The organism is Arthrobacter sp. KN11-1C (genome assembly GCF_052180225.1).
Classification (GTDB): domain Bacteria; phylum Actinomycetota; class Actinomycetes; order Actinomycetales; family Micrococcaceae; genus Arthrobacter.
The window spans coordinates 1,094,585-1,120,965 of the sequence record NZ_CP197467.1; the positions used below are offsets into that span (position 1 = coordinate 1,094,585).

Here is a 26,381-nt window from a genome sequence, read left to right on the forward strand (position 1 = left end):
TTCAGAACGAAAATCAACCGCTACAGGTAGCCGGGCGCCGCGTCGAGCCCGAAGTACTCCTCGAGGGTGCCGATGCCCCGCTTGCTCATATCCGTCGCAGCTTCGATCCCGATAAAGCGCAAATGCCACGGCTCGTAGTAGTAGCCGGTGACTTCATTGAGCATCCAGGGGTACCTGACAACAAATCCGAACTTGTATGCGTTGGCCTTGGCCCAAACAGCGGCAGGTTGATCAGCGAAGCAGGGCTCGAAGCTGCACGCCCCTCCGCCGTCGCCGATATCGAACGCCCAGCCCGTCTGGTGCTCCGAGAAGCCGGGACGTGCCGAGGCCGTGTCCGCGGAGGCCTGTCCGCGGGTGCTTGCGTAGCCGTTGTACGTGGCGGTTTGGGTCTGAAAGGAACGGTAGCCGGACGCCAAGGTCAGGGTCACGCCGGCCGAGGCGGCAGCCGCAAAGAGCTTCTCAGCCGCTCCAGCGGTGGTGCTGTTGAGCAGGGACGCCTCCCCGCTGACTGCGAGTTGCACGCGGGGCTGCACCAAGTCGGCAGGGACAAACTGCAAGGGAGTCAGCGGTCGGTGCTTGTTGACGATGACCCACTGGCTCGCGGGGTCGCTGAGGGAAAACTTTTGGGACAGAGCCGCGGACGGAGCCTTCGACGGCGGTGCGCCCGACGGCGGCTGCACGCTCGGCGCTGCGGAGGGAACCGCCGTCGTGGTCGCCGCGCTCGGCGTCGCCGCGGGACCTAAGGGTGACGGTGCGGATGTGGGCGAGGTGACCCGGTTATCCGGAGTGCAGGCCGCCAACGCGGCCAACCCCACGCCTGCCGTGAGGAGCGTCGCGAAGGACCTTCGGCTCGGGCCGCAGTTGTAGCACATCCGTGCTAGACCTTTCGGAGCAGCATGCGGCGGATCGAATGGTCGGCATCCTTGGTGAGGACAAGTTGAGCCCGGCCGCGGGTAGGGAGCACGTTTTCCTCAAGGTTGGGTTCGTTGATGCGCTTCCAAATGCCTCGTGCCGTCGCTTCCGCCTCGGCGTCGGAGAGCGTCGCGTAACGGTGGAAGTAGGATTCTGGCTGGGCGAACGCGGTGTTTCGAAGCTTGCGGAAACGGTCCACGTACCAGTCTTCGATGTACGACGTCTTGGCATCAACATAAATGGAGAAGTCAAAGAAGTCGCTCAGCGCCAAGCCCTGCCGGCCGTCCTGGCGGGGACGGGCCGGCGCCAACACATTGAGGCCCTCGACGATGAGGACGTCGGGACGCCGGACCACCACTTCCTTGTCCGGGACGATGTCGTAGGTGACGTGCGAATACCAAGGAGCGCGGACCTCTTCGGCGCCACCCTTGATGGCACTCACGAAGCGAAGCAAGGCCCGGCGGTCGTAGGATTCCGGGAAGCCTTTGCGCTCGAGCAAATGCCTGCGCTTCAACTCGGCGAGGGGATACAAGAACCCGTCGGTGGTGATGAGTTCGACGTTCGGAGTGCCGGGCCAACGGCGGAGCATTTCGCGCAGCACGCGGGCAATGGTGGACTTGCCGACCGCCACCGAACCTGCGACGCCGATCACGAAGGGTGTGCGCTGGGTCTGCTCGCCAAGGAAGGTGGTTGTGGCTGCGTGAAGCTGCTGCGACGCCTGGACGTAGAGGTGCAAGAGGCGGGAGAGCGGAAGGTAGACCTCGCGGATTTCCTTCATGTCCAGGGGATCGCCGAGGCCGCGAAGCCGGATGATGTCCTCTTCGTTAAGCGGCTGCTCCATCTGCGCACCCAGCCGGGACCACGTCTGCCTGTCCAGCTCCACGAACGGAGAGGAGCTGTCGCCGTTCGCTTCATTGCGTTGCAAAGTCACCTTAGAGATTCTGCCCCTCCGCTGGCTGATCCGGAAATACAGCATGAACGGCGGGAAGATTTTGTGTGAGCATGCTCTACGGAAAAGGTACGCGATCCGGCATATTCCGCAGCATGGCCCGCGCCCGGGCCCGGATATCCTACGTCCATTTCGCGGGGCAACCGCTAGTCTTGTAGGCATGTGTGGAATCGTAGGTTACGTTGGCAATTCATCCCGCCGGGCAGATGCCGGGCACTCGGCTCTCGACGTCGTGCTTGAAGGACTCCGGCGGCTTGAATACCGGGGCTATGATTCAGCCGGAGTTGCAGTGGTGGCTGATGGAACCATCACAGCCCGGAAGAAGTCCGGAAAACTGAGCAATCTGTTGAGCGAGCTCGACGGAAATCCGCTCCCGGACTCGTTGACCGGCATCGGCCACACGCGTTGGGCCACCCACGGCGGACCCACCGACCAGAACGCCCACCCGCATCTTGCCGATGGCGGACGCCTGGCCATGATCCACAACGGAATCATCGAAAACTTCGCAGAACTCAAGCAGGAACTCATCGCCAAGGGCGTCACTTTCGAGTCGGAGACGGACACCGAAGTTGCCGCAGCCCTACTGGGCGATATTTTCCGTAACCAGCTCAACGGGGACTCGTCCAACGGCAGGCTCACCAAAGCGATGCAGCTTGCCTGCCAGCGGCTCGAAGGCGCGTTCACGCTCCTCGCCGTGCACGCCGAGCGGCCGGACGTCGTCGTGGCCGCCCGCCGGAACTCACCCCTTGTCGTAGGGCTGGGAGAAGGCGAGAACTTCCTTGGCTCGGACGTTTCCGGTTTCATCGATCACACGCGCCGCGCCGTCGAGCTTGGCCAGGACCAGATCGTCACGATCACGGCCGACACCGTTGAGATCACGGACTTCTTCGGCGCCCCCGCCGAGGGCAAGGAATACCACGTTGACTGGGACCCGGCTTCCGCCGAAAAGGGTGGCTTCAGCTCCTTCATGGAGAAGGAAATCCACGACCAGCCCGACGCCGTCACCCAGACGCTCCTCGGCCGCTCGGACATCAACGGCCAGCTGACCCTGAGTGAGCTCCGGATCGACCCCGAACTGCTCAAGCAGGTCAACAAAATCATCGTCCTGGCTTGTGGCACGGCCGCATATGCCGGGATGGTCGCCAAGTACGCTATCGAGAACTGGTGCCGTATCCCCACCGAAGTGGAACTCGCGCATGAATTCCGCTACCGCGACCCGATCGTTGACGCCAAAACCCTGGTGGTGTCCATCAGCCAGTCCGGCGAAACCATGGACACGCTGATGGCTGTCCGCTACGCCCGTGAGCAGGGCGCCAAGACCATCTCCATCTGCAACACCAACGGATCCACCATCCCGCGCGAATCCGACGCCGTTCTCTACACCCACGCCGGTCCGGAGATCGCCGTCGCCTCCACCAAGGCGTTCCTGGCCCAGATCACGGCCGCGTACTTGCTCGGTCTCTACCTCGCCCAGCTGCGTGGAAACATCTTCTCCGGGCAGATCAAGGACGTCTTGGCGGACCTTGGCAAGATCCCCGCCCACATCCAAAAGATCCTCGACAACGCGGGTCCGCTCCGCGAACTCGCCCGCAGCATGAAGGACGAGAAGTCGGTGCTCTTCCTGGGCCGCCACGTGGGCTTCCCAGTGGCGCTTGAGGGCGCGTTGAAGCTCAAGGAAATCGCGTACATCCACGCCGAGGGCTTCGCCGCCGGCGAGCTCAAGCACGGTCCGATTGCCCTGATCGACGAAGGGCAGCCCGTCTTTGTCGTGGTCCCCTCGCCGCGCGGCCGCGATTCCCTCCACGCGAAGGTTGTCAGCAACATCCAGGAAATCCGCGCCCGCGGTGCGCGCACCCTGGTGATCGCCGAGGAAGGCGACGAAGCCGTGCGGGCCTACGCCGAGCACGTTTTCTACGTCCCGCAGACGCCGACGCTCTTGATGCCGCTCCTCACGACTGTTCCGCTGCAGATTTTTGCGGCAGAGCTGGCCAAGGCCAAGGGGTACGACGTGGACCAGCCGCGCAACCTCGCCAAGAGCGTGACCGTAGAATAGCCGCATGATTGTTGGCATAGGCGTAGACGTCGTAGACATTGAGCGCTTCGGGCGCCAACTTGAGCGGACACCGGGCCTCCGTGACCGTTTGTTCGTTCCTGCGGAACGCGAATTGAACACGCGGTCCTTGGCCGCGCGTTTCGCGGCCAAGGAAGCGGTGGCAAAGGTCTTGGGAGCTCCCGCGGGCATGAACTGGCAGGACTGCTGGATCGGCCTGGACCAGAACGGGCCCACCATCAAAGTGAAGGGCACCGTGCTGGCAGTCGCCGAGTCCATGGGCGTAAAGCGATGGCACGTGTCCATGAGCCACGATGGCGGAATCGCCACTGCCATGGTCATCGCCGAATCCTAGCAGCGCAAACAACCATGATCAGCGCCTTCACCGGAACTCAGATCAGGGCAGCGGAAGAACCGCTTCTTGATGCCGGCGAGGGCGCTGTTCTCATGCAGCGCGCGGCCTACGGACTGGCCAACGCCGTCGTGCGCGAACTCCGCGCGGAAGGCCGCCGCCTGTACGGCTCGAGCGTCACCGTGCTGGCGGGCAAGGGCAACAACGGCGGGGACGGCCTCTACGCTGCGGCAATGCTCGCGGGACGAGGCATGCGCACGACGGCGGTGCTCACCACCGGTTCTGCCCATCCTGACGCCCTCGCGGCCTTCCGCACAGCCGGCGGACGCGTCCATGTCCTGGACGAGGACAATGCCGAAGAACTGGCCGTGCTGATTGCCGGCGATGTGGTCATTGATGCCATCCTGGGTACTGGAGCCAGGGGTGGCCTCCGTGGTTCGGCTGCGGAATTGATTGCCGCCTTGGAGGAGCTAAAGCCCGCTCTGGTGGTGGCCTGCGATGTTCCTAGCGGCGTGGACGCTGACACAGGCGAGGTCCACTGGCCGGTATTGACGGCGCGGCTGACCGTGGCGTTCGGGGGAGTCAAAGCGGGACTCATGGCTGATCCGGGGGAGGGCTGTGCCGGCCGCGTGATCCTCGTGCCCATCGGCATCGAGGAAGATCTTCCGGCACCTGCCCTGCGGCGATTCTCTGCCGCTGACCTGGCAGGCGTGCTCCCGGACCCGGGGCGCCGGGCCCAGAAGTACACCCGAGGAGTCCTGGGCATCGTGGCCGGTTCCGAACGCTACACCGGGGCTGCGGCTCTCTGCGTCGAGGCCGCCTCCGCGGCCGGCACGGGAATGGTGCGCTACCTCGGCCCGGAAGCCGTGGCGCGGCAGGTCCTGGCGCGAACCCCCGAAGCCATCTGGGAGCCGGCAGAGCCCGGACGGGTCCAGGCGTGGCTGCTCGGTCCTGGCCTGGACGGGGCCGAACAACTCCAGCGAGCCCGTGACGTCCTGGCGTCGGCGTCCGGCTCCGGCCAGCCCGCCGTCGTCGACGCCGGGGCCTTGAAACTCCTGCCGGAACGCTGCCCGCCCAACTGGATCCTGACCCCGCACGCCGGGGAACTCGCGGCACTTCTTGGCGGGGGCGAAGTGCGCGTGACGCGGGAGGATGTCGAGTCGCGGACCGTGCACTTCGCCCGGCTCGCGGCCGGGCACACCGGTGCGGTGGTCCTGCTCAAAGGTGCCACAACGGTGATTGCTTCCCCTTCCGGAGCGGTCTTCAGCCAGTCGGATGGATGCCCGTGGATGTCAACGGCAGGCAGCGGGGACGTCCTTGGCGGGATCCTCGGCGCGCTCGCGGCGGCGTACGCGGAATCCGGGCTGGACGACGACGGACCCTTCGCAGCCTTGGAGATCGCCCCTGATGAGCGCTGGGCCGCGGTAGCCGCCGTCGGCGCAAGCATCCACGGAATGGCGGGTAGCGCGGCCTCGGCGGGCGGCCCGTTGACGGCTTCCGATATTGCCCGGGCGGTCCCCGGCGTCTTCCGATTTCTCAAGGAACATCGCGCCGGATGACCACGGATGTTCCGTGAATGTCACATAGTCTGGCTAGGCTGGCAGAAAGTTATCCGGCACATGAAGGAGAACACATGGACATTTGGCCAGGATCCGCATACCCGTTGGGGGCCACTTTCGATGGCACGGGAACCAACTTCGCGCTGTTCAGCGAGAAGGCGGAAAAGGTGGAGTTGTGTCTCTTCGACGACGACGGGGAAGAAATTTCCTACACCGTCAGCGAGGTGGACGGCTATGTTTGGCATTGCTACCTTCCGCATGTCCAGCCCGGACAGAAGTACGGCTACCGCGTGCACGGTCCGTATGACCCCGCCGCCGGGCAGCGCTTCAACCCCAACAAGCTTCTCCTGGACCCTTACGCCAAGGCCATCCACCGGCAGATCGACTGGGACCCGGCGCTTTTCTCCTACAACATGGGCGATCCGGACTCCCGCAACGACAAGGACTCCGCGCCCCACATGATGATGGGCGTGGTCATCAACCCGTTCTTCGATTGGGACGGCGACCACCTCCCGCGGATCCCGTACCACCGTTCCGTGATTTACGAGGCGCACGTCAAGGGCCTGACCCAGCTCCACCCCGAGGTTCCGGAAGAACAGCGCGGCACCTATGCCGGCGTCGCCCATCCGGCGGTGATTTCCCACCTGCAGAAGCTCGGGGTCACGGCGATCGAGCTCATGCCCGTGCACCAGTTCACGAACGACGGCATCCTGCAGGACAAGGGGCTGAACAACTATTGGGGCTACAACACCATCGGGTTCTTCGCCCCGCACAACAGCTACAGCTCAAAGGGTGATACCGGCCAGCAGGTCCAGGACTTCAAGGCCATGGTCCGTTCCCTCCACCGGGCCGGCATCGAGGTCATTCTCGACGTCGTGTACAACCACACGGCCGAGGGCAACCATTTGGGCCCCACGCTGTCCTTCAAGGGCATCGACAACTCCGCGTACTACCGTCTGATGGACGGTGACGAGAAGCACTACATGGACTACACGGGTACCGGCAACTCGCTGAACGTGCGCAGTCCGCATTCGTTGCAGTTGCTGATGGATTCCCTGCGTTACTGGGTCACCGAAATGCATGTGGACGGTTTCCGCTTCGATCTGGCGTCCACGCTGGCCCGCGAGTTCTATGACGTGGACAAGCTGTCCACCTTCTTCGAACTCATCCAGCAGGATCCCGTGGTCTCCCAGGTCAAGCTGATCGCGGAGCCGTGGGACGTCGGTCCGGGTGGCTACCAGGTGGGCAACTTCCCGCCGCAGTGGACGGAATGGAACGGCAAGTACCGGGACACCGTGCGTGACTTCTGGCGCGGCGAGCCATCCACCCTGGGCGAATTCGCCTCGCGGTTGACGGGCTCGGCGGACCTTTACGAGCATTCCGGCCGCCGCCCGGTGGCGTCCATCAACTTCGTCACGGCCCACGACGGCTTCACCTTGGCCGACCTGGTGTCCTACAACGAGAAGCACAACGAGGCGAACGGCGAAGGCAACAACGACGGCGAATCGCACAACCGTTCCTGGAACTGCGGAGTCGAAGGGCCCACCGAGGATCCGAAGGTCCTGGGCCTTCGCGCCCGCCAGCAGCGGAACTTCATCGCCTCGATGCTCCTGTCCCAGGGTGTCCCGATGCTGCTGCACGGCGACGAGCTCGGCCGCACCCAACGCGGCAACAACAACGGCTACTGCCAGGACTCCGAGCTGACCTGGATCAACTGGGACAGCGTGGACCAGCCGCTGGTGGAATTCACGGCTGCTGTCAGCGCATTGCGCGCCAAGCATCCCACCTTCCGGCGCAGCCGCTTCTTCGACGGGCGCCCCGTGCTGCGAGGCGAAGGCGAGCGGCTTCCGGACATCGTATGGCTTGATGTCGACGGAACCACCATGACGCCGTCGGACTGGGACAGCGGCTTCGGACGCTCGGTGGGCGTGTTCCTCAACGGTGACGGGATCCGCGGCCGTGACAACCAGGGCCGGCGCATCACGGACGTCAACTTCCTGCTCTACTTCAACGCCCACGACGACGAAGTGGGCTTCAAGGTGCCCTCGGACGAATACGCGCCTGCCTGGGACATCATCATCGACACCGCAGGCGGCGGGGCGGACACCGAACCCGTGCCCGCGGAATCAGTCCTGGGCGTCGGGGCCAAATCACTCGTGGTGTTGAGGGCACACAGCGTCCCGGACACGGACCCGGACCATTCCGTCGCCGCGTCCCTCGCGGCGTTGTCGCAGACAGCTACCACCGAAACGGCTTCCTTGACTGCGCCAGCCACGCCGGCACCTTCCACCGGGAAGCTCAAGGCTGTGCAGGAAGACGCGCCCGAACCGAAAAAGCACCATGCCGCGGAGCCGAAGGCTGACCCTGAAACCAAGCCTGCCGCTGCGCCGAAAAAGCCGAGAAAGCCCCGCGCCCACAAGAACGGGGGATCATGAGGACACCCGTCTCAACGTACAGGCTCCAGATCAGGCCCTCGTTCACGCTCCAGGACGCGGCGGCCCTCACCGGATATCTGCGCGAGCTTGGGGTGGATTGGGTCTATCTGTCGCCCATCCTGACGGCGGAGGAGGGCTCGGACCACGGTTACGACGTCACGGACCCCTCCACGATTGATGCTTCGCGCGGCGGCGCCGAAGGGCTCGCGGCACTCTCCAAAGCGGCACGGGAAGCCGGCCTCGGAGTCCTCGTGGATATCGTCCCGAATCACATGGGTGTTGCCTCGCCGCCGCAAAATGCCTGGTGGTGGTCCCTCCTCAAGGAGGGCAAGGCCTCCCGCTACGCGGAGGCGTTCGACGTCGACTGGGACTTCGGTGGCGGAAAGCTCCGGCTCCCGGTCCTTGGCAGCGATGACGACCTCGACAAGCTGGAAGTGGTCGACGGCGAATTGCGCTACTTCGACCACCGCTTCCCGTTGGCCGAAGGCAGCTACGCCGCGGGTGATGACGCCAAGGACGTCCATGCGCGGCAACACTACGAGCTGGTCGGCTGGCGCAGGGCCGACGACGAACTGAATTACCGCCGGTTCTTCGCGGTCAACACGCTGGCAGGGATCCGCGTCGAAATCCCCTGGGTCTTCGAGGAAGCCCACTACGAGATCGCCCGATGGTTCCGTGACGGGCTTGTGGACGGGCTGAGGATCGACCATCCGGACGGGCTCGCGGACCCCGCCGGGTACCTGGAGCGCCTCAAGGAAACCACGGCCGGCTCCTATCTGCTCGTCGAGAAGATCCTGGAGCCCGGGGAAAACCTTCCGGAGAACTTCGACTGCGAGGGGACTACAGGTTACGACGCCCTCGCCGACGTCGACCGCCTTTTCGTGGATCCCGACGCCGAAGTGCAGCTTGACGCCTTGGACGCCAAGCTCCGGGGCACCGGCTCGCCCGCCGATTACCAAGCCATGATCCACGGCACCAAGCGCCGTATCACGGACGGCATCCTGCATTCGGAAATCCTGCGGCTCGCGAGGCTCGTCCCCGAGTCTCCGGAGTTGCCCGGTTCAGGGTTGGACAGCGAAGACGTGGCCGATGCCCTGGCCGAGATCATCGCCTCGTTCCACGTCTACCGGAGTTACCTCCCTTACGGCAAAGACACCCTGCTGGAGGCCGTTGAGCGGGCAGCCCGGGCCAGGCCTGAGTTGGACAACGTCCTCAAAGCGCTGCTTCCGATGTTGCTCGACCCCAGCCGTGAACTGGGCCGGCGGTTCCAGCAGACCTCCGGGATGGTGATGGCCAAGGGAGTGGAAGACACTGCGTTCTTCCGTTACACGCGCCTAGGAACGCTGACGGAGGTGGGAGCGGATCCCACGGAATTCGCGTTGTCCACGGCCGGATTCCACGAGCGCATGGCCCGCCGCCAAGCGCTGCTGCCTTTGTCCATGACCACCCTGACCACGCACGACACCAAGCGCAGTGAGGACACCCGGGCCAGGATCTCCGCCATTTCCGAGGCAGCCCCGGAATGGGAAGCCTTCGTGGACCGCATGCAGGAACTGGCGCCGATTCCCGACGGACCACTTGCCGCCCTCGTATGGCAAGCCATCGCGGGTGCGTGGCCGGCCAGCCGGGAACGCCTCCAGGGTTACGTCGCCAAGGCGGCACGCGAAGCCGGCAACTCCACCAACTGGACGGAGCCGAACGAAGGCTTCGAAGCGAAGCTGGCCTCCGCCGTCGACGCCGTCTTCGACGTGCCGGAGGTGACGGCCGCCCTCGAAGCGTTCGTTGCCCTTCTGGACCCGTATGGGACGTCCAACTCACTGTCGGCGAAGATTGTCCAGCTGACCATGCCGGGCGTACCCGATGTCTACCAAGGCACAGAGTTTTGGGATCGATCGCTCACCGACCCCGACAACCGGCGCGCGGTCGACTTCGAACGCCGGAGGGCAGCACTCGCGGCCCTCGACGCCGGTGTCCAGACTGAAGCGCGGGACGAGTTGGCCAAGCTTCTACTGACGTCCCGGGCACTGCGCCTGCGACGGGACCGGCCGGAGCTTTTCGGTGGTTACAGTCCTGTCATGGCCGAGGGCCCCGCGGCCGAACACCTGATCGCCTTCGACCGCGGAACCGCTGCCGACGGTGGCGGCGCCATCACTTTGGCCACCAGGCTGCCCCGGAAACTTGAGCGAAACGGCGGGTGGCAGGAAACTTTCATTCGCCTCGGGAGCGCGGTCCAGGATGAGCTCACAGGCAACAGTTACGCTCCGGGCGAGGTGCACGTCGCAAGGCTGCTGCAGAGATACCCGGTGGCTTTGCTCGTACCCATTGGCTAGCCAGAGCACCGACAAACGGCGGGCCAACGACGCCCGGACGAGACGATTGAGGGGGAGCGATGGCCGAGAAGACCAACGCCGGGAAACGGTTCGATGTATGGGCCCCGTCCGCGGAGTCCGTGACTCTGCTCGCGGACGGTCGGCACCACGAAATGCGATCGCACGACGACGGCGCCGCGGGCTGGTGGACGGCCGACGTACCCCGGCTGGCCGGGACTGATTACGGCTATCTGGTGAACGGGGAGGGACCCTTTCCCGATCCCAGGTCGCAGCGCCAGCCCGACGGAGTCCACGCTCTTTCCCGCACCTTCGACCCCTCGTCCTATGCCTGGAATGATTCGGATTGGGCAGGACGCGGGCTGGGCGGCGCGGTCATCTATGAGCTCCACCTCGGGACCTTCACTCCGGAAGGCACCCTCGACTCAGCCGCGGAAAAGCTGGATTACCTGGTTGAACTGGGAATCGACTTCGTGGAACTCCTGCCGGTCAATGCCTTCAACGGCCCCCACAACTGGGGGTACGACGGCGTGCTGTGGTTCGCCGTCCACGAAGGCTACGGGGGACCGGAGGCCTATCAGCGATTTGTGGATGCGGCGCATGCTGCCGGACTCGGCGTGATCCAGGATGTGGTTTACAACCATCTGGGGCCCAGCGGGAACTACTTGCCGAAATTCGGCCCCTACCTCAAGTCCGGCGAAGGCAACACGTGGGGCGACTCAGTGAACCTCGACGGCCCCGGCTCCGACGACGTCCGGCAATACATCCTGGACAACGCCGCCATGTGGTTGAGCGACTTCCACGTTGACGGGCTGCGCCTCGACGCCGTCCACGCCCTCCGCGATGAGCGTGCCGTGCATATCCTGGAAGACCTCGCCAGCCTCGCGGATGGCATCGAAGCCGAAACCGGTGTCCCCAAGACCTTGATCGCGGAATCGGACCTCAACAACCCGCGTCTCATCTACCGCCGGGACACCAACGGCTACGGTCTGGAAGGGCAGTGGAGTGACGATTTCCACCACGCCGTCCACGTGAACCTCACCGGTGAGACAGCCGGCTACTACGCGGATTTCGACTCCTTGGGCGCATTGGCAAAGGTGCTTGAACACGGTTTCTTCCACGACGGGAGCTACTCGAGCTTCCGCGGCAGGCATCATGGCCGGCCCATTCGCCCGGGACTGGTTCATCCCGCAGCTTTGGTGGTCTGCAACCAGAACCACGATCAAATCGGAAACCGCGCCGCCGGTGACCGCCTGAGTTCCAGCCTGTCTTACGGCAGGCTGGCACTCGCCGCCGTGCTGACCATGACGTCGCCGTTCACCCCCATGCTCTTCATGGGCGAAGAATTCGGCGCGTCCACGCCATGGCAGTTTTTCACATCGCATCCCGAGGAATGGCTCGCAGAGGCCACGGCAAAAGGCCGGCTCAAGGAATTCGAACGGATGGGTTGGGACCCCGCGTTGGTGCCCAACCCCCAGGATCCGGAGACGTTTGAACGCTCCAAGCTCAAGTGGGAGGAAGCGCTCGACGGCGATCACGCTCGGTTGCTGGATCTTTACCGCGCGCTGGCGGACCTCAGGCGCTCGACGCCGGAGCTCGCCGGGGGCGGGTTCACCGACACCCACGTCGACTTCAGCGAAGAGGACAAATGGCTGGTTCTTAGCCGGGGCGCCGTGCGGGTCGCCTGCAACTTCGGGGACCAGGCCCTAACGAAGGCTATGGACGGCGAAGTCTTGCTTGCCACGGACTCCTCGGCCGCCGTCGGGAACGGAAAGCTGACGCTCCCGGGGGAGAGCGCCGCCGTCGTGCGCCTGAAGTGACCGTGCGCCTGAAGTGACCTTGCCCATATGACGGACATCGCACTTCGAGCCCTGAGCGCGGTGGCAGGATGGTAGGTATGACTTATTCGGCTGCGGAAAACCGCTATGAAACCATGCCCTACCGCCGCGTTGGACGCAGCGGCCTCAAACTTCCCGCGATCTCGCTGGGACTCTGGCACAACTTCGGCGACGACAAGCGTTTCGAGGAACAGCGCGCCATCCTCCGCCGCGCCTTCGATCTGGGGATCAACCATTTCGACCTCGCCAACAACTACGGCCCGCCGGACGGTTCGGCTGAAACGAACTTCGGCCGCCACCTGAAGGACGACTTCAAGCCGTACCGCGACGAACTCGTCATCTCCACCAAGGCCGGCTACTACATGTGGCCGGGCCCCTACGGAGAATGGGGCTCCCGCAAGTACCTTCTCTCCAGCCTGGACCAGTCGCTGCAGCGCATGGGACTGGACTACGTGGACATTTTCTACAGCCACCGTCCGGATCCCGAAACCCCGCTGGAAGAAACCATGGGCGCTCTGGACCACGCAGTCCGTTCCGGCAAGGCGCTGTATGCCGGGATCTCTTCGTACACCCCGGAGCAGACCCTTGAGGCGGCCCGGATCCTCAAGGAAATGGGCACGCCGTTGCTCATCCACCAGCCCAGCTATTCCATGCTCAACCGCTGGACCGAGAACGGTTCGCCCAACCTCTACGAAACGCTCGACCAGGTTGGTGCGGGATCCATCGCATTCTCCCCGCTGGCTCAGGGAATGCTCACCAACCGCTACCTGAACGGCATCCCCGCGGACTCGCGCGCCGCCAAAGAGCGGTTCTTGTCCCAATCAGCGCTGAGCGAGGAAAAGCTGAGCCGGGTGCGTGGCTTGAACGCCATCGCCGAAGGACGCGGCCAGACCCTCGCCCAGATGGCCATCGCCTGGATCCTGCGCGAGCAGCCCAAGGGTTCGCCAGTGACCTCGGCCTTGGTAGGCGCGTCAAGCGTCGCGCAGCTGGAGGACACCGTGTCTGCAATCAACAACCTCGGCTTCACGCCGGAAGAACTGACGGCAATTGACGAGTTCGCCGTCGAATCCGACATCAATCTGTGGGCGCAGAAGTAGATTCGGAAACTTAATTCACGAGCGGGGCCGGCTGGGAACAAAGCCGGCTCCGTTCGGGTTAGTTACAATGCAAAGAGCGCCGAATGGCGCTGTGCCTTTAAGACGCCGTCGTACACTCAGGTACCGACGCGCTAGGCACCTGAGGTTAGTTCTCAAAGGAGTTCCGTGTCTTCACATCCGATTCGTGTCGCCATTGTCGGCGTAGGTAACTGCGCCGCTTCGCTGGTCCAAGGTGTCCACTACTATCGCGATGCCGACCCCCAGGCCACGATTCCGGGTCTGATGCATGTCGAGTTCGGCAAGTACCACGTCAACGACGTCCAGTTCGTCGCTGCCTTCGACGTCGACAGCAAGAAGGTCGGCCTCGATCTCGCTGACGCCATCGGCGCCAGCGAAAACAACACCATCAAGATTGCCGATGTCCCCCCGACTGGCGTGACCGTGCAGCGCGGCCACACCCTGGACGGCTTGGGCAAGTACTACCGCGAGACCATCGTCGAGGCTCCGGAAGAAGCAGTGGACATCGTCGCCGCACTGCGCGAAGCCAAGGCCGACGTCATGGTCTGCTACCTGCCCGTCGGTTCCGAGGATGCTGCGCACTTCTACGCGCAGTGCGCAATCGACGCCGGTGTTGCCTTCGTCAACGCCCTGCCGGTCTTCATCGCGGGCACCAAGGAATGGGCGGACAAGTTCACCGCCGCTGGTGTGCCTATCGTCGGCGATGACATCAAGAGCCAGATCGGCGCCACCATCACGCACCGCGTCATGGCCAAGCTCTTCGAAGACCGCGGTGTCACCCTGGACCGCACGTACCAACTGAACGTCGGCGGCAACATGGACTTCAAGAACATGCTGGAGCGCGACCGCCTGGAATCCAAGAAGATCTCCAAGACCCAGGCCGTGACCTCCAACGTCGAGGCCGTCCTGCACGCCGACGACGTCCACATCGGCCCGTCCGACTACGTCGCCTGGCTCGATGACCGCAAGTGGGCGTTCGTCCGCCTCGAAGGCCGCAACTTCGGCGATGCCCCGGTGTCCCTGGAATACAAGCTTGAGGTCTGGGACTCCCCGAACTCCGCCGGCGTGATCATCGACGCCATCCGCGCCGCCAAGATCGGCCTGGACCGCGGTATCGGCGGCCCGCTGCTCTCGGCTTCGAGCTACTTCATGAAGTCCCCGCCGGAGCAGTTCAACGACGACATCGCCCGCGAAAAGGTCGAAGCCTTCATCCGCGGCGACGTGGAGCGCTAAACGCTCGCTCACGTATATCGGGTTTTGGCCGGACGCTCGCTCACCTATGTGGGGTTTTCGCCGGACGCTCGCTCGCGTATATCGGGTTTTGGTCGGACGCTCGCTCACCTTCAGGTGAGCGGGCGTCTGTCGTTTAAGCTCACTACACAGCACTTGCAAAGCCGGATGCGACGGCGGGATCGACCCACGCTGATCGGAGCGCCTTCTTGATCTCCTTGGTGGCCGACTCGAAACCATTTGCCAAATCGTCCTTACGGAACACGAGGACGGTCCATCCGGCTGCTTCGAAGGCTTTGTTCCGGCGTCGATCACTGAGTGCCTGGGCCTCCGCGAGGTGATGGCCGCCGTCGTACTGAATGGCGATCCGCCTTTGGCGGAACCCCAAATCCGCCGACGGCGAGAACGGATCGTCATTTCGCAGGCTGAGCTGGAGTTCGGGTTCGGGGATTCCAGCATCCAGCATGGCCAAACGAAGCAGGGATTCCGGCGCGGAATCCGCGCCCACGCGCATCAGTTCGAGCGCCTCCCGGGCACGCACGACGCCCTGCAAATTTGGATGCCGCTCCACCAGGGCACGCAGTTCCTCGAGGGTAGCGAAGGGTGTGTCCCGCCCTTCCAGCGCCTGGCGGGGTACGCGAATCAGCTCGTCGCCCATACAAACGAGGTAGTTCAAAGGCAGCAGCCGGGCCATATCCAGCCAAGTACGGGGGCGTGTGCTGATCCGTATTCCATCAACGGATTCGACCTCGTCCTCGGCCGCGATCACCCTGTGCCCGATCACGCCCTTGCGGCGGGCTCCAGGCAACGATCGCGTCTTGCTGAGGTGCAGCTCGGTCGAATCGGCAAGCCAGGGCGGAAGGCTCGAGCAGCGAAGGCGCGCCGCCGTCACGTGCGAGATCCAGGCCCCCGGGGTGGCGGCCGTCAGCGCACGGGCGGCGGCCTCCAGATCGAAGTCCCAGCCGCTCGGACGGTAGAGGTTACGGCTGACGCGTTCGACGTCGGCGCGAAGCAGGAGGCCGCGCGGGACGCCCCTAGCTTGGGCCTCGGCGAGCGTGAACGGACCTGAAAGCAGTTCAGTGGGAAGGGCAAACTCGTTTCGCATACCCGCATTGTTGCGCAAACGGGCGGGTGCCTGCAGAAGTTATCCACAGGCGCGCGATTCGGCCCGCGATTCGGCCGCCTTCCGGTGCAACAGGTGAGCGAGCGTCCCGCGAGAGTGCCATATAGGTGAGCGAGCGTCCCGCGAAAGTGCCAGATATGTGAGCGAGGGTTTCGTAAAAATGTCACATAGGTGAGCGAGGGTCAGAAGAGGCCCACAGGGTTGCCGTGCTCATCGACGTCCATTCGCATCGCGGCAGGCTCCTTGGGCAAGCCGGGCATCGTCATGACCGCACCGGTCAGCGCGACGATGAAACCCGCTCCGGTCTTGGGAATCAGCTCGCGCACATGCACCGTGAATCCCTTGGGGGCGCCCAACTGGGATGCGTCGTCGGTGAAGGAATACTGCGTCTTTGCCATGCAAACGGGCATCCCGCTCCAGCCATTTTTCCGGATGTCCGCGAGACGCCTGAGCGCGGGGACGGAAAACTCCACACCGTCGGCGCCGTAGATTTCCTGGACTATCGTGCGGATCTTGTCCTCCACTGACAGGCTCAGGGGATACAAATGACGGAAGTCCGACGGCGTTGCTGCCGCCACCACTGCGGCGACCTTCGCCGCGAGCTCGTCGCCGCCGTCGCCCCCTCCACCTCTGCCCCAGACATCCGCCACCGCCGCCTGAACTCCCTCCCGGGCGCACCAAGCCAGCAGCCAGTCGAGCTCTTCGGTTGTGTCCGTCGCGAACTTGTTGATGGCAACGACTGGGGTGACGCCAAACTTCTCGACGTTGTGCACATGCCGTTTCAAGTTCTCGACGCCGGCAGCGAGCGCCTCGACGTTCGGCTCCTTGAGAAGCTCCTTCGGGATGCCGCCCTGCATCTTCAGCGCCCGGATAGTCGCGACCACGACGACGGCGGACGGGGCCACGTCCGCGATGCGCGACTTGATATCCATGTACTTTTCGGCCCCAAGGTCGGCGCCGAATCCCGCTTCCGTGACCACGATGTCGGCGAGTTCCCGGGCCGTTTGTGTGGCGATGAGCGAGTTGCAGCCGTGCGCGATGTTGGCGAACGGCCCGCCATGCACCAGGGCCGGCGTTCCTGCGATGGTTTGAACAAGGTTCGGTTTGATGGCGTCCCTCAACAGCATGGTCAGTGCGCCCTGGACACCGAGATCGGCCACGGTGATCGGACGCCGGTCATAGCTGTATCCGAAAGTGATGCGGCCGAGGCGCTCGCGGAGATCATCCAAGTCCGTCGCGAGGCAGAAGACGGCCATGATTTCGGACGCCACGGTGATGTCGAAGCCGTCCTGCCGCGGGACTCCTTGAGCGGGCCCGCCCAGGCCGATGATGACTTCGCGCAGCGAGCGGTCGTTCATATCGAGGACCCGTTTGAACGTCATGCGGCGGGGGTCGATGTTGAGCTCGTTGCCTTGGAAGATGTGGTTGTCCACGAGGGCCATGAGGGCGTTGTTGGCAGACGTGATCGCGTGGAAGTCGCCGGTGAAATGCAGGTTGATCTCGTCCATGGGAAGAACCTGGGAGTAGCCGCCACCGGTTGCTCCTCCCTTCATGCCCAGGATCGGTCCAAGGGAGGGTTCGCGCAGCGCGATCATCACGCGATGACCAGCCCGTGCCAAGGAATCGGCAAGGCCCACCGTGGTTGTGGACTTTCCCTCGCCCGCCGGCGTCGGGGACATCGCTGAGACGAGGACGATCTTGCCGGCGCGTTTGGCATCCGGGAGACGCAGTTTGGCAGGATCGATCTTCGCCTTGAACCGGCCATACAGTTCCAGGGCATCGACGTTGATCCCGGCACGCTCCGCGATTTCCTCGATGGGACGTATCGCCGCACTCCGGGCAATTTCGAGGTCGCTCAAGATCTTGTCTTCAGACATCTTTGTCCTCAACTCGTCGGGAACACTGTCCGCGACAATCTATCAGTCGAGTCCTCGTAGGTGAGCGAGGGTTGGGGAAATTGGGGTGATAGGTGAGCGGGCGTCGTCGAAAGGGGGCCCATAGGTGAGCGGGCGTTAGCTGGGGCGGACGAGGACGGCGCCGATGGCGGCGTGGTAGCTCTCGAGCGTGATGGCTGCAGTCCTTTGCCAGCCGAAGGCCTCCGCATGGACAGCAGCGGCACGACCCAGGTCTTCGCGGGTGCGGGGATCGTCGTACAAGGCTTCGATGACGTCGGCCCAGCGCGAGGGATCGTGGCCGTCAACCAAAATGCCCGTGCGACCGTCGGCAACGGCGCGGGACAGGCCACCCACGTTGGTGGCCACCACCGGGGTGCCGCAGGCCTGTGCCTCGAGGGCAACAAGGCCGAACGATTCGCTGAAGGATGGCATCACCACCACGTCGGCTGAACGGAACCAGCCCGCCAGCTTGGGCGCCTTGACCGGCGCACGGTGGGTGACGACGTCGTCGAGCCCCGCGGCCGTGATGAAGGACTGCAGGTTGAAGTCCTTGGCGCCGCTCAAGGCGCCCAGGATGGTCAGTTCGAGGTCGATGTCGGGCCGCCTCTTGCGGAGGATTCCGGCAGCCTCGATGAAGACCTGCGGGCCCTTGAGCCGCTGGATGCGTCCGGCGAAGAGCAGGTGGAAACTGCCCGGCCGCACGCCAAGCTCGGCGCGGGAGCGGGCCCGGAATGCGGGCGTGAACACGGTGAGGTCGACGCCGGGGGGAGCGATATCGATGTGGTCGAAGTCGGCGTTGTAGTGCGAGACGAGCTCCTGGGCTTCCGCGGGAGTGTTGGCCACGAGCCGGGTGGCTCCATCCACGATCCGCTGTTCGCCGTCTTCACGCAGGCGCGGTTCGGGCCGCTCGCCGGATTCGAGCACCAGGTTCTTGACCTTCGCCATCGTGTGCATCGTATGGATCAGCGGCACGTTCCACAATGCCGACAGCTCAAGGCCGGCCACGCCGGATACCCAATAGTGCGAATGGATGGCGTCGTAACGGCCGTGCGGTTGCCGCTGCCGGATCCTCTCGACTTCGGCGACCATGGTGTGGATGAGCTCGGGAAGTTCCTCCTTGGGCAGCTTCCGGGGCGGGCCTGCCAGGACGTTATGGACGCAGACGCCGGGGCCGGGATGTTCGACGGCGGGCTGGCCGGCAGACGTCGAACGCGTGAAGATCTCCACCTCCACTCCAAGATCCGCCAAAGCCATGGCCAGCGCCCGGACGTACACATTCATCCCGCCGGCATCGCCCGAGCCGGGCTGCTCCATGGGCGAAGTGTGGAGTGACAGGAAGGCCACGCGACGGATCAACGACACCGCTACCTCCTGTATCCAAAGCAACTAAACGGGCCCCGCAAAGTGAGAGATCCTCTGCGTCCCAGCGAAAACACTACTCCTGACCTCCAGGGCATTGCAGCCAGCCTGCAGGGCAGGCCGTGCATGGCGGGCTGATACCGTAACGGACGTGAGCCACTCAAACAGCGAAGCAGGAACGCCGGCGGCCGTTAGCTACGAGATCCGGCCCGCCGGGGCAAGCGACTGGCCCGCGATCTGGGCGGTCCTGGAACCCGTGATCCGGGCAGGGGAGACCTTCACCTGGGACCGCGACACCAGCGAAGAAGCCGCACGGAGCAAATGGTTCAAGGAAGCGCCCGGCCTGACCTTTGTAGCAGTGCGCGACGGCGACGTGCTGGGTACCGGTGAACTGCACGCCAACCAGGGCGGCGGCGGAAGCCACGTGGCCAACGCAGGCTACATGGTCCGTGCCGATCAAGGCGGCCAGGGAATCGCGCGAGCACTGTGTGCCTATTCCTTGGTTGCCGCCCGGGACGCCGGGTTCAAGGCCATGCAGTTCAACGCCGTCGTCGAGAGCAATGTCCGCGCAGTGGGCCTGTGGCAGTCCATGGGCTTCCGTATCCTGGCGACCATCCCCGGGGCTTTCCAGCACCCAAACCTCGGATACGTGGGCCTGCACGTCATGTACCAGGAGCTTTAGCCCCGTCAGTGATTCGCGCAGTCCCCCCGGACGGAAAGCTATGCACCATCGCGGCCGCGGCGTAGTCTGCCGTGCATGGACGCAACGCCCAGGGCCCGATTCGACCCCCTCGCCGCTATCCGTGACGATGCGCCGGGGGAGGGGGCCGACCCAGGTTGCGACCTTCTTCTGACAGGCACCGTGTTCCAGGACATTATCTTTACCGGACTGGACCGCAGCCCTGAACCGGGCACTGAAGTGTGGAGCCAAGGCATGGGGACCTGTCCCGGCGGCGTGGCCAACCAAGCGATCGCGGCTGCCCGTCTCGGACTGCGGACCAGCCTCGCTGCAGCCTTCGGCGATGACGGGTACGGGGACTTCAACTGGCGGATCCTTGAAAGCCAGGAACATGTGGACCTTTCCCTGTCCAAGCGGTTCGAGGGCTGGCATTCACCTGTCACCGTTTCGTTGTGCGTCGATCAGGATCGTTCCATGGTCACCCACGGACATCCCTCGCCCATGAGTGCTTCGGAACTGATCGGCGAACCGCCCCAGGCGCTCGCCGCCGTCGCGGATCTGGGCGAAGAGCCCGAGCCTTGGATGCTCGCGGCGAGGAAAGCCGGCGTCAAGCTCTTCGGCGACGCCGGCTGGGATCCAACGGGAGAGTGGTCGTCGAGGCGGCTGGACCAGCTCAGCAATTTCCACGCGTTCATGCCGAACCAGCGGGAGGCGATGGCCTTCACCGGCAAGGACAACCCATGGTCTGCGCTCTACGCGCTCGCCGACCGCGTTCCCGTGGCCGTGGTGACGCTGGGTGCGCAGGGAGCCATGGCCGTGGATTCCGAAACCGGTGAGGAGGAGTGGGTGCCGTCCCTTCCTGTGACGGCGTACGACCCCACGGGTGCGGGCGACTGCTTCGGTGCGGCATTTGTTGTGGGCTGCCTGGCCGGATGGCCTTTGGGGGACCGTCTCCGTTTTGCCAATCTTTGTGCTTCGCTGGCGGTCCAGGAAGTGGGCGGCTCGCTGGCTGCACCTGGTTGGGGAGACATCGCCGATTGGTGGCAGCGGGCCAACGCCCGGCGGGAGCGGCAGTCCAGCCAGTGGCTCAAACGGTTCGCCTTCCTCGAGGACATTGTGGGGGATGTCCCGCCCGGGGCCCAACGTCGTGCAACGGCCACGATCGCCCACAACTCGGATGCTTGAGCGGCACTCACCCCAGTCAACCCGCCCGCCCCGGGCAACCCGCATGCCGGCGCGGCACTAGAATCGTGAGGGTGACTTACGAAGCAGCTGCCAGTTTCGAGCCCTTGAAGAGATCGGGTTCGGCAACGGTCCTCGAACGATCAGCCGTCATTGACTTGGACGCCATCCGGCACAACGTACGCCAGTTCGTGGCCATCGCCTCGCCCGCAAGCGTCATGGCCGTGGTCAAGGCCGACGCCTACGGGCACGGAGCGGTGCAGGTGGCCCGTGCAGCCCTCGAAGCCGGCGCCCGCTGGCTCGGCGTTGCCCACATTTCGGAGGCATTGGCGCTTCGCGCTGCTGGAATAGACGCCCCGATGCTGGCCTGGCTGCACACCAGCCAAAGCAACTTCCAGACGGCGGTTGCCGCCGGCGTCGACGTCGGGATTTCCGGCTGGGAGCTGGACGCGGTGGTCGCCGCGGCCCGCGAGCAGGAACGCCCGGCCCGCATTCACCTCAAGGTCGACACCGGCCTGGGCCGCAACGGCTCAACGATCGCCCAATGGGACCAAGTGGTGGGCCAGGCCATGGAGTACCAGGACGAGGGCCTCCTGCGCGTGGTGGGCATCTTCTCGCACTTGGCTGTGGCCGACGAGCCCCACCGTCCCGAGACCGATGAACAGTTGGCAGCCTTCCGGGAAGCGATTGCCGTGGCCGAGGACGCCGGAGTGGACACCGAAGTCCGGCACCTGGCCAACACACCCGCTACCCTTTCGCGCCCGGATGCCCACTTCGACCTTGTCCGCGTCGGGCTCGGGCTCTACGGGCTGTCACCTTTCGAAGGACAAAACTCGGCGGAACTCGGCCTCCGCCCCGCCATGACCGTGCGCACCCTCGTTTCCAACTGCAAGCGGGTTCCCGAAGGCCAAGGAGTGTCCTACGGACTCAACTACCGGACGTCCAGCGAGAGTTCCTTGGGCTTGATCCCGCTCGGCTACGCCGACGGCGTGCCGCGCGTCGCCACCGGCGGACCGGTGCGGGTCAACGGAGTCAACTACCCCGTTGTGGGCCGGATCGCGATGGACCAGATGGTCATCGACCTTGGGGAGCCCGTCACAGACGAAGCCGGCTGGCTGGGTGCCGAAGCCGTCATGTTTGGTGACGGCGCCGACGGCGGCCCGACGGCGGACGACTGGGCCGCCGCCGCCGGAACCAACAACTATGAGATTGTCACCCGCATCAGCCCCCGCGTGCCTCGCATCTACATCAACGAGATCCCCGGAACGGATGCCCGGTGAGCGGTCCTTCGATTGATAACGCCCGGTTGACCGGGGCCTTGTGGGAACGGACCGTCAAGGTCGCGACGGCGGAGCAGACCCATGCTTTGGGCTCGGCGTTGGCCGGGGTTCTTGAGCCCGGTGACCTGCTCGTCCTGACGGGCGAACTCGGTGCGGGCAAGACCACCTTCACGCAGGGACTCGGCGAAGGACTGGGCGTCCGGGCCGGCGTCATTTCACCGACGTTCGTCCTGGTGCGCATCCACCCGAACCTGCCGGACGGGCCGCGCCCCGGCGGTCCGGACCTGGTCCACGTCGATGCGTACCGGCTGGCGTCCGCCGCGGAAATCGACGACATCGACCTCGAAAACACCATGGACAACTCCGTGACAGTGGTCGAGTGGGGCCGCGAGCGCGTGGAACACCTTTCGGATAGCCGCCTGGACATCGAGATGCACCGGACGGTGGGCGGCGCGGATAGTGCCGTGACCCGTCCGGAAGCGGGCCAGGATGCCGTGCTGGATTTCGACCCCGAAGACGACGACGAACCGCGCACCATCGTTTTCCGCGGCTTTGGCCCTCGTTGGAGCGCCGTGCCCGAAATACTGGAGGAGAACGCCTGATGCTGATCCTGGCCATTGACACTTCCGCCGTGGCGAGTGCGGCACTCATCTCGGACGATGCCATGGAGGGCGTGGTGGAATCCTTCGCCACGGAGGACACCCGCAGCCACGCTGAGGTCCTGGCGCCCGGCATCGAGAAACTCCTGGGCGACGCCGGTGTAAGCGGTGCAGACCTGGATCTCATCGTCACCGGCGTCGGCCCCGGGCCGTTCACAGGGCTTCGCTCGGGGATTGCGACCGCACGCACTTTGGCGTTTGCGTGGAACAAGCCTCTTTTCGGGCTCATGAGCCTGGATGCGATCGCCTTGGAAGTGGCAGAGTCAACAGAGGCGCAGGCAGAGTTCCTGGTGGCCACGGACGCCCGTCGCAAGGAGGTCTACTGGGCGCGCTACACGCTCACGGAAGGCCAGCTGCCCCTACTCGTGGATGGTCCGCACGTCGGGTTCGCCTCGGAGTTGCCCGATCTTCCGGTCTTCGGCGCCGGCGCCGGCATCTACGCGGACGTCGTCAACGCGAACGAGGAATTCAGCACCACCCAGCCCGATGCAGCCTCGTTGGGCCAGTTCGCCATGGCCTTGCTCACTGCGGGCGAAAAGCTGCCGGACTCCACACCCTTGTATTTGCGGGAATCCGACGCGCAAGTGCCCGGCCCCAGGAAGCGTGCCTTGTGAACCCCTCGTACCAATTCAAGCTCGACGGCGTGACCTTGCGTGACATGACCCCTGACGACGTCACCGCCGTCGAAGTCCTCGAGCGCCGGCTCTTCCCGGTGGACGCGTGGCCGATGCAGATGTTCTTCGACGAACTTGCCCAGATAGATACCCGCCGTTACGTCGTGGCCGAAGCCGACGGACAAATCGTGGCCTACGCCGGGCTCATGTGCATCGAGCCGATCGCAGACGTCCAGACGATCGCCGTCGTGCCCGAATTCGAAGGCAGGGGAATCGGCTCCGCCATCCTTACGGAACTGATCGAAGAAGCCCGACGGCGGGGCGCGGTGGAAGTGCTCTTGGAGGTCCGCGCGGACAATCCACGAGCGCAGGCACTGTACGTGCGGTTCGGCTTCGAGCAGATCCACGTCCGCCGGCGGTACTACCGCGACGGCACGGACGCCCTCATCATGAGGCTGACATTGACTGAAGGAATACCGGCATGAACCACCCCGGCCACGTGAATCAGCCCGGCACCGTCCAGCCGCTCGTGTTGGGGATCGAATCCTCCTGCGACGAAACGGGCGTCGGGATTGTCAGGGGCACCACCCTGCTCACCAACACGGTGTCTTCGTCGATGGACGAGCATGTCCGTTTCGGCGGCGTTATTCCCGAGATCGCTTCACGCGCGCACCTGGACGCTTTCGTTCCCACGCTGCAGGAGGCCCTGCACGAGGCTGGGGTGGCGCTTGACGATATTGACGCCATTGCCGTGACCTCCGGACCCGGCTTGGCAGGCGCGCTCATGGTGGGCGTTTGCGCGGCCAAGGCGCTCTCCGTTGCCACGGGCAAACCGCTTTACGCGATCAACCACTTGGTGGCGCACGTCGGCGTCGCGCTTCTTGACGGGGCCGGTGGCGGCACGGGGGGACCCGGTTCGGGTGCTCCGCTGCCGGAAAATCTCGGAGCGTTGCTCGTTTCGGGCGGACACACGGAAATCCTGCGCATCCGCAGCATCACCGACGACGTCGAGATGCTCGGCTCCACCATCGACGACGCCGCAGGCGAGGCCTACGACAAAGTCGCCAGGCTCCTGGGCCTTGGCTACCCGGGCGGACCCGCCATCGACAAACTCGCCAAGCAGGGCAACGCCAAGGCCATCCGTTTCCCGCGCGGCCTGACCCAGCCGAAGTACATGGGGACCGCGGAGGAACCGGGACCCCACCGCTACGATTGGTCTTTCAGCGGGCTCAAGACCGCCGTCGCACGCTGTGTTGAACAGTTCGAAGCGCGCGGTGAGGACGTTCCCGTTGCCGATATCGCCGCAGCATTCCAGGAGGCGGTGGTGGACGTCATCACGTCCAAGGCTGTGCTGGCCTGCAAGGAGAACGGCATCGAGGATCTCCTGCTGGGGGGCGGTGTTGCGGCCAACTCCCGGCTCCGTGAGCTGACAGGACAACGGTGCGCCGCGGCGGGGATCACCCTGCATGTGCCGCCGCTGTCACTGTGTACCGACAACGGCGCCATGGTTGCTGCCTTGGGCTCGCAGCTCATCATGGCGGGAATCGGTCCCAGCGGCGTCGCATTCGCTCCGGATTCCTCCCTGCCGGTCACCACGGTTTCGGTGTAGGCGCGGGACCCGGCCGGACCCGGCCGATGGCCGGACGGCAGCGCTAGGCGGTTGGCAGCGCTAGGCGGTCGGAACGGACCGCATTTGCTCCACGAGATCCTGGACAACCGCGTGAAGATCGCCGTCGTGCTGGGCAGCGACTCGGCGCTGGCGCTGGTAGCCGGCTCCGCGGGCGATGATCTTCTCGACGTCGGCCAGTTCCGCCGAGCAACCCAGCTTCTCGGCGATGGGCGCCAGGCGCAGCAGTGTTTCCTTCAGGTGCTCAGTGACGAGCTGCTCATTGCCTTCGGCGTCGAGGATGATGATCGCCTCCATGCCGTAACGGGCCGCACGCCACTTGTTTTCCTGGATATGCCACGGCGGCATGGTCGGAATGCTCCCGCCGTTGTCCAGGATCGTGGAGAACTCGTCCACCAGGCATTGGGTCAGGGCCGCAACGGCGCCGACTTCCTCAAGGGTGGCGAGGCCGTCGCAAATGCGCATCTCGATGGTGCCCAGGTTCGGCACAGGCCGGATGTCCCAGCGGATTTCAGACAGGGTGTCGATCACTCCGGTAGTGAACATGTCCTGGACATAGGACTCGTATTCGGCCCAACTGGGGAACTGGAATGGCAATCCGGCCGTGGGCAGTTGCTGGAACATCAGGGCGCGCTGTGACGCATAGCCGGTGTCTTCGCCACCCCAGAACGGGCTGGAAGCGGACAATGCCTGGAAATGGGGGAAGTAGTTGACCAGCCCGTCGAGGATGGGGAGCGCCTTGTCCCTCCGGTCGAGGCCGACGTGGACGTGGACTCCGTAGATGACCATTTGCCGTCCCCACCATTGGGTCCGGTCGATCAGCTTTGCATAGCGTTCTTTGTCCGAGACAGGCTGAAGCTGCGGCGGGCTGAAGGGATGGCTTCCTGCGCAGAAAAGTTCCACGCCCATGGGGTCGGTGACTTCCCTGACGGCCTGCAGCGAGCGGGCCAGGTCTTCCTTGGCTTCCTTGACGGTGTTGCACACGCCCGTGACAAGTTCCACGGTGTTCAGGAGCAATTCCCGCTTGATGTGCGGATGCTCGTCGTCTTCGTTGAGGTCCGGGTGCCGCGATGCCACGCCGCGCAGGACCTCGTTTGCGACAGAGACCAGTTCGCCGGTGCGTGCGTTGACGAGAGCGAGCTCCCATTCCACCCCCAGGGTCGACTGCCTGGATGAAGCGAAATCAATCTGCACGT

At 64.7% G+C, this 26,381-nt stretch carries 22 protein-coding genes; 16 read left to right on the forward strand and 6 right to left on the reverse strand.

Features of this window, described 5'->3' with window-relative positions; translation table 11 throughout:
• Window positions 1-20: 20 nt before the first annotated feature.
• The gene (locus tag ACSBOX_RS05200) at window positions 21-521 is read right to left on the reverse strand and encodes a M15 family metallopeptidase (protein WP_442545089.1); all 501 of its coding nucleotides are present in this window, start codon (window positions 519-521) and stop codon (window positions 21-23) included.
• A 55-nt stretch (window positions 522-576) separates the two neighbouring features.
• On the opposite strand from ACSBOX_RS05200, the gene ACSBOX_RS05205 reads away from it, so the two are divergent.
• A complete protein-coding gene (locus ACSBOX_RS05205; RefSeq protein WP_442545090.1) occupies window positions 577-867 on the forward strand; it encodes a hypothetical protein in 291 nt (96 codons plus the stop codon).
• 10 nt (window positions 868-877) lie between these two features.
• Here ACSBOX_RS05205 and coaA read toward each other — a convergent pair whose 3' ends face one another.
• Window positions 878-1,888, reverse strand: coding sequence for a type I pantothenate kinase (gene coaA, locus ACSBOX_RS05210; RefSeq protein WP_241707142.1), 1,011 nt, complete (start codon window positions 1,886-1,888; stop codon window positions 878-880).
• 133 nt (window positions 1,889-2,021) lie between these two features.
• Here coaA and glmS point away from each other — a divergent pair, with 133 nt between their 5' ends.
• From glmS to ACSBOX_RS05250, 8 genes are all read left to right on the forward strand, one after another.
• Complete coding sequence (gene glmS / locus ACSBOX_RS05215) at window positions 2,022-3,914, forward strand: glutamine--fructose-6-phosphate transaminase (isomerizing) (protein ID WP_442545091.1); 1,893 nt, start codon at window positions 2,022-2,024, stop codon at window positions 3,912-3,914.
• A gap of 4 nt (window positions 3,915-3,918) precedes the next feature.
• Complete coding sequence (locus tag ACSBOX_RS05220; RefSeq protein WP_078108118.1) at window positions 3,919-4,266, forward strand: holo-ACP synthase; 348 nt, start codon at window positions 3,919-3,921, stop codon at window positions 4,264-4,266.
• Between the two features lie 14 nt (window positions 4,267-4,280).
• Window positions 4,281-5,822 carry an NAD(P)H-hydrate epimerase gene (locus ACSBOX_RS05225; protein WP_442545092.1) on the forward strand — a complete coding sequence of 514 codons (1,542 nt, stop codon included), beginning with the start codon at window positions 4,281-4,283 and terminating at the stop codon, window positions 5,820-5,822.
• A gap of 74 nt (window positions 5,823-5,896) precedes the next feature.
• Window positions 5,897-8,257, forward strand: a complete 2,361-nt coding sequence (glgX, locus tag ACSBOX_RS05230; RefSeq protein WP_442545093.1) for a glycogen debranching protein GlgX — start codon at window positions 5,897-5,899, stop codon at window positions 8,255-8,257.
• Complete coding sequence (gene treY / locus ACSBOX_RS05235) at window positions 8,254-10,587, forward strand: malto-oligosyltrehalose synthase (RefSeq protein ID WP_442545094.1); 2,334 nt, start codon at window positions 8,254-8,256, stop codon at window positions 10,585-10,587. The genes glgX and treY overlap by 4 nt, the downstream gene beginning before the upstream one ends.
• Before the next feature lie 59 nt (window positions 10,588-10,646).
• Window positions 10,647-12,404 (forward strand): malto-oligosyltrehalose trehalohydrolase, encoded by a 1,758-nt coding sequence (gene treZ / locus ACSBOX_RS05240; RefSeq protein WP_442545095.1) that lies wholly within the window; start codon window positions 10,647-10,649, stop codon window positions 12,402-12,404.
• A 77-nt stretch (window positions 12,405-12,481) separates the two neighbouring features.
• On the forward strand, window positions 12,482-13,519 hold the full coding sequence (mgrA, locus tag ACSBOX_RS05245) for an L-glyceraldehyde 3-phosphate reductase (RefSeq protein ID WP_442545096.1): 1,038 nt from the start codon (window positions 12,482-12,484) through the stop codon (window positions 13,517-13,519).
• A gap of 165 nt (window positions 13,520-13,684) precedes the next feature.
• Entirely contained in the window at window positions 13,685-14,770 is a 1,086-nt protein-coding gene (locus ACSBOX_RS05250; RefSeq protein WP_442545097.1) for an inositol-3-phosphate synthase, read from the forward strand.
• Between the two features lie 142 nt (window positions 14,771-14,912).
• Here ACSBOX_RS05250 and ACSBOX_RS05255 read toward each other — a convergent pair whose 3' ends face one another.
• The 3 genes from ACSBOX_RS05255 to mshA all read right to left on the reverse strand — a co-directional run bounded on the left by ACSBOX_RS05255 (window position 14,913) and on the right by mshA (window position 19,147).
• Window positions 14,913-15,872, reverse strand: a complete 960-nt coding sequence (locus ACSBOX_RS05255) for a DUF559 domain-containing protein (RefSeq protein WP_442545098.1) — start codon at window positions 15,870-15,872, stop codon at window positions 14,913-14,915.
• A gap of 200 nt (window positions 15,873-16,072) precedes the next feature.
• Complete coding sequence (locus tag ACSBOX_RS05260) at window positions 16,073-17,767, reverse strand: formate--tetrahydrofolate ligase (RefSeq protein ID WP_442545099.1); 1,695 nt, start codon at window positions 17,765-17,767, stop codon at window positions 16,073-16,075.
• A 135-nt stretch (window positions 17,768-17,902) separates the two neighbouring features.
• Window positions 17,903-19,147: a D-inositol-3-phosphate glycosyltransferase gene (gene mshA, locus ACSBOX_RS05265; protein WP_442545100.1), complete on the reverse strand. Its 1,245-nt coding sequence runs from the start codon at window positions 19,145-19,147 to the stop codon at window positions 17,903-17,905.
• A gap of 148 nt (window positions 19,148-19,295) precedes the next feature.
• Here mshA and ACSBOX_RS05270 point away from each other — a divergent pair, with 148 nt between their 5' ends.
• The 7 genes from ACSBOX_RS05270 to tsaD all read left to right on the forward strand — a co-directional run bounded on the left by ACSBOX_RS05270 (window position 19,296) and on the right by tsaD (window position 25,167).
• Window positions 19,296-19,826 (forward strand): GNAT family N-acetyltransferase, encoded by a 531-nt coding sequence (locus tag ACSBOX_RS05270; RefSeq protein ID WP_442545101.1) that lies wholly within the window; start codon window positions 19,296-19,298, stop codon window positions 19,824-19,826.
• A gap of 75 nt (window positions 19,827-19,901) precedes the next feature.
• Window positions 19,902-21,008, forward strand: a complete 1,107-nt coding sequence (locus ACSBOX_RS05275; RefSeq protein WP_442545102.1) for a carbohydrate kinase family protein — start codon at window positions 19,902-19,904, stop codon at window positions 21,006-21,008.
• 71 nt (window positions 21,009-21,079) lie between these two features.
• The gene (gene alr, locus ACSBOX_RS05280) at window positions 21,080-22,285 is read left to right on the forward strand and encodes an alanine racemase (RefSeq protein WP_442545103.1); all 1,206 of its coding nucleotides are present in this window, start codon (window positions 21,080-21,082) and stop codon (window positions 22,283-22,285) included.
• A 26-nt stretch (window positions 22,286-22,311) separates the two neighbouring features.
• Window positions 22,312-22,887, forward strand: coding sequence for a tRNA (adenosine(37)-N6)-threonylcarbamoyltransferase complex ATPase subunit type 1 TsaE (gene tsaE, locus ACSBOX_RS05285; RefSeq protein ID WP_442545964.1), 576 nt, complete (start codon window positions 22,312-22,314; stop codon window positions 22,885-22,887).
• Entirely contained in the window at window positions 22,887-23,558 is a 672-nt protein-coding gene (gene tsaB, locus ACSBOX_RS05290; RefSeq protein ID WP_442545104.1) for a tRNA (adenosine(37)-N6)-threonylcarbamoyltransferase complex dimerization subunit type 1 TsaB, read from the forward strand. Before tsaE ends, tsaB begins: the two co-directional genes overlap by 1 nt.
• 44 nt (window positions 23,559-23,602) lie before the next feature.
• Complete coding sequence (gene rimI, locus ACSBOX_RS05295; RefSeq protein ID WP_442545965.1) at window positions 23,603-24,043, forward strand: ribosomal protein S18-alanine N-acetyltransferase; 441 nt, start codon at window positions 23,603-23,605, stop codon at window positions 24,041-24,043.
• Window positions 24,040-25,167, forward strand: a complete 1,128-nt coding sequence (gene tsaD / locus ACSBOX_RS05300) for a tRNA (adenosine(37)-N6)-threonylcarbamoyltransferase complex transferase subunit TsaD (protein WP_442545105.1) — start codon at window positions 24,040-24,042, stop codon at window positions 25,165-25,167. Before rimI ends, tsaD begins: the two co-directional genes overlap by 4 nt.
• A 60-nt stretch (window positions 25,168-25,227) precedes the next feature.
• Here the strand turns inward: tsaD and ACSBOX_RS05305 are convergent, their stop codons facing one another.
• The gene (locus tag ACSBOX_RS05305) at window positions 25,228-26,379 is read right to left on the reverse strand and encodes a glutamate--cysteine ligase (protein ID WP_264636720.1); all 1,152 of its coding nucleotides are present in this window, start codon (window positions 26,377-26,379) and stop codon (window positions 25,228-25,230) included.
• Between the last annotated feature and the right edge of the window lie 2 nt (window positions 26,380-26,381).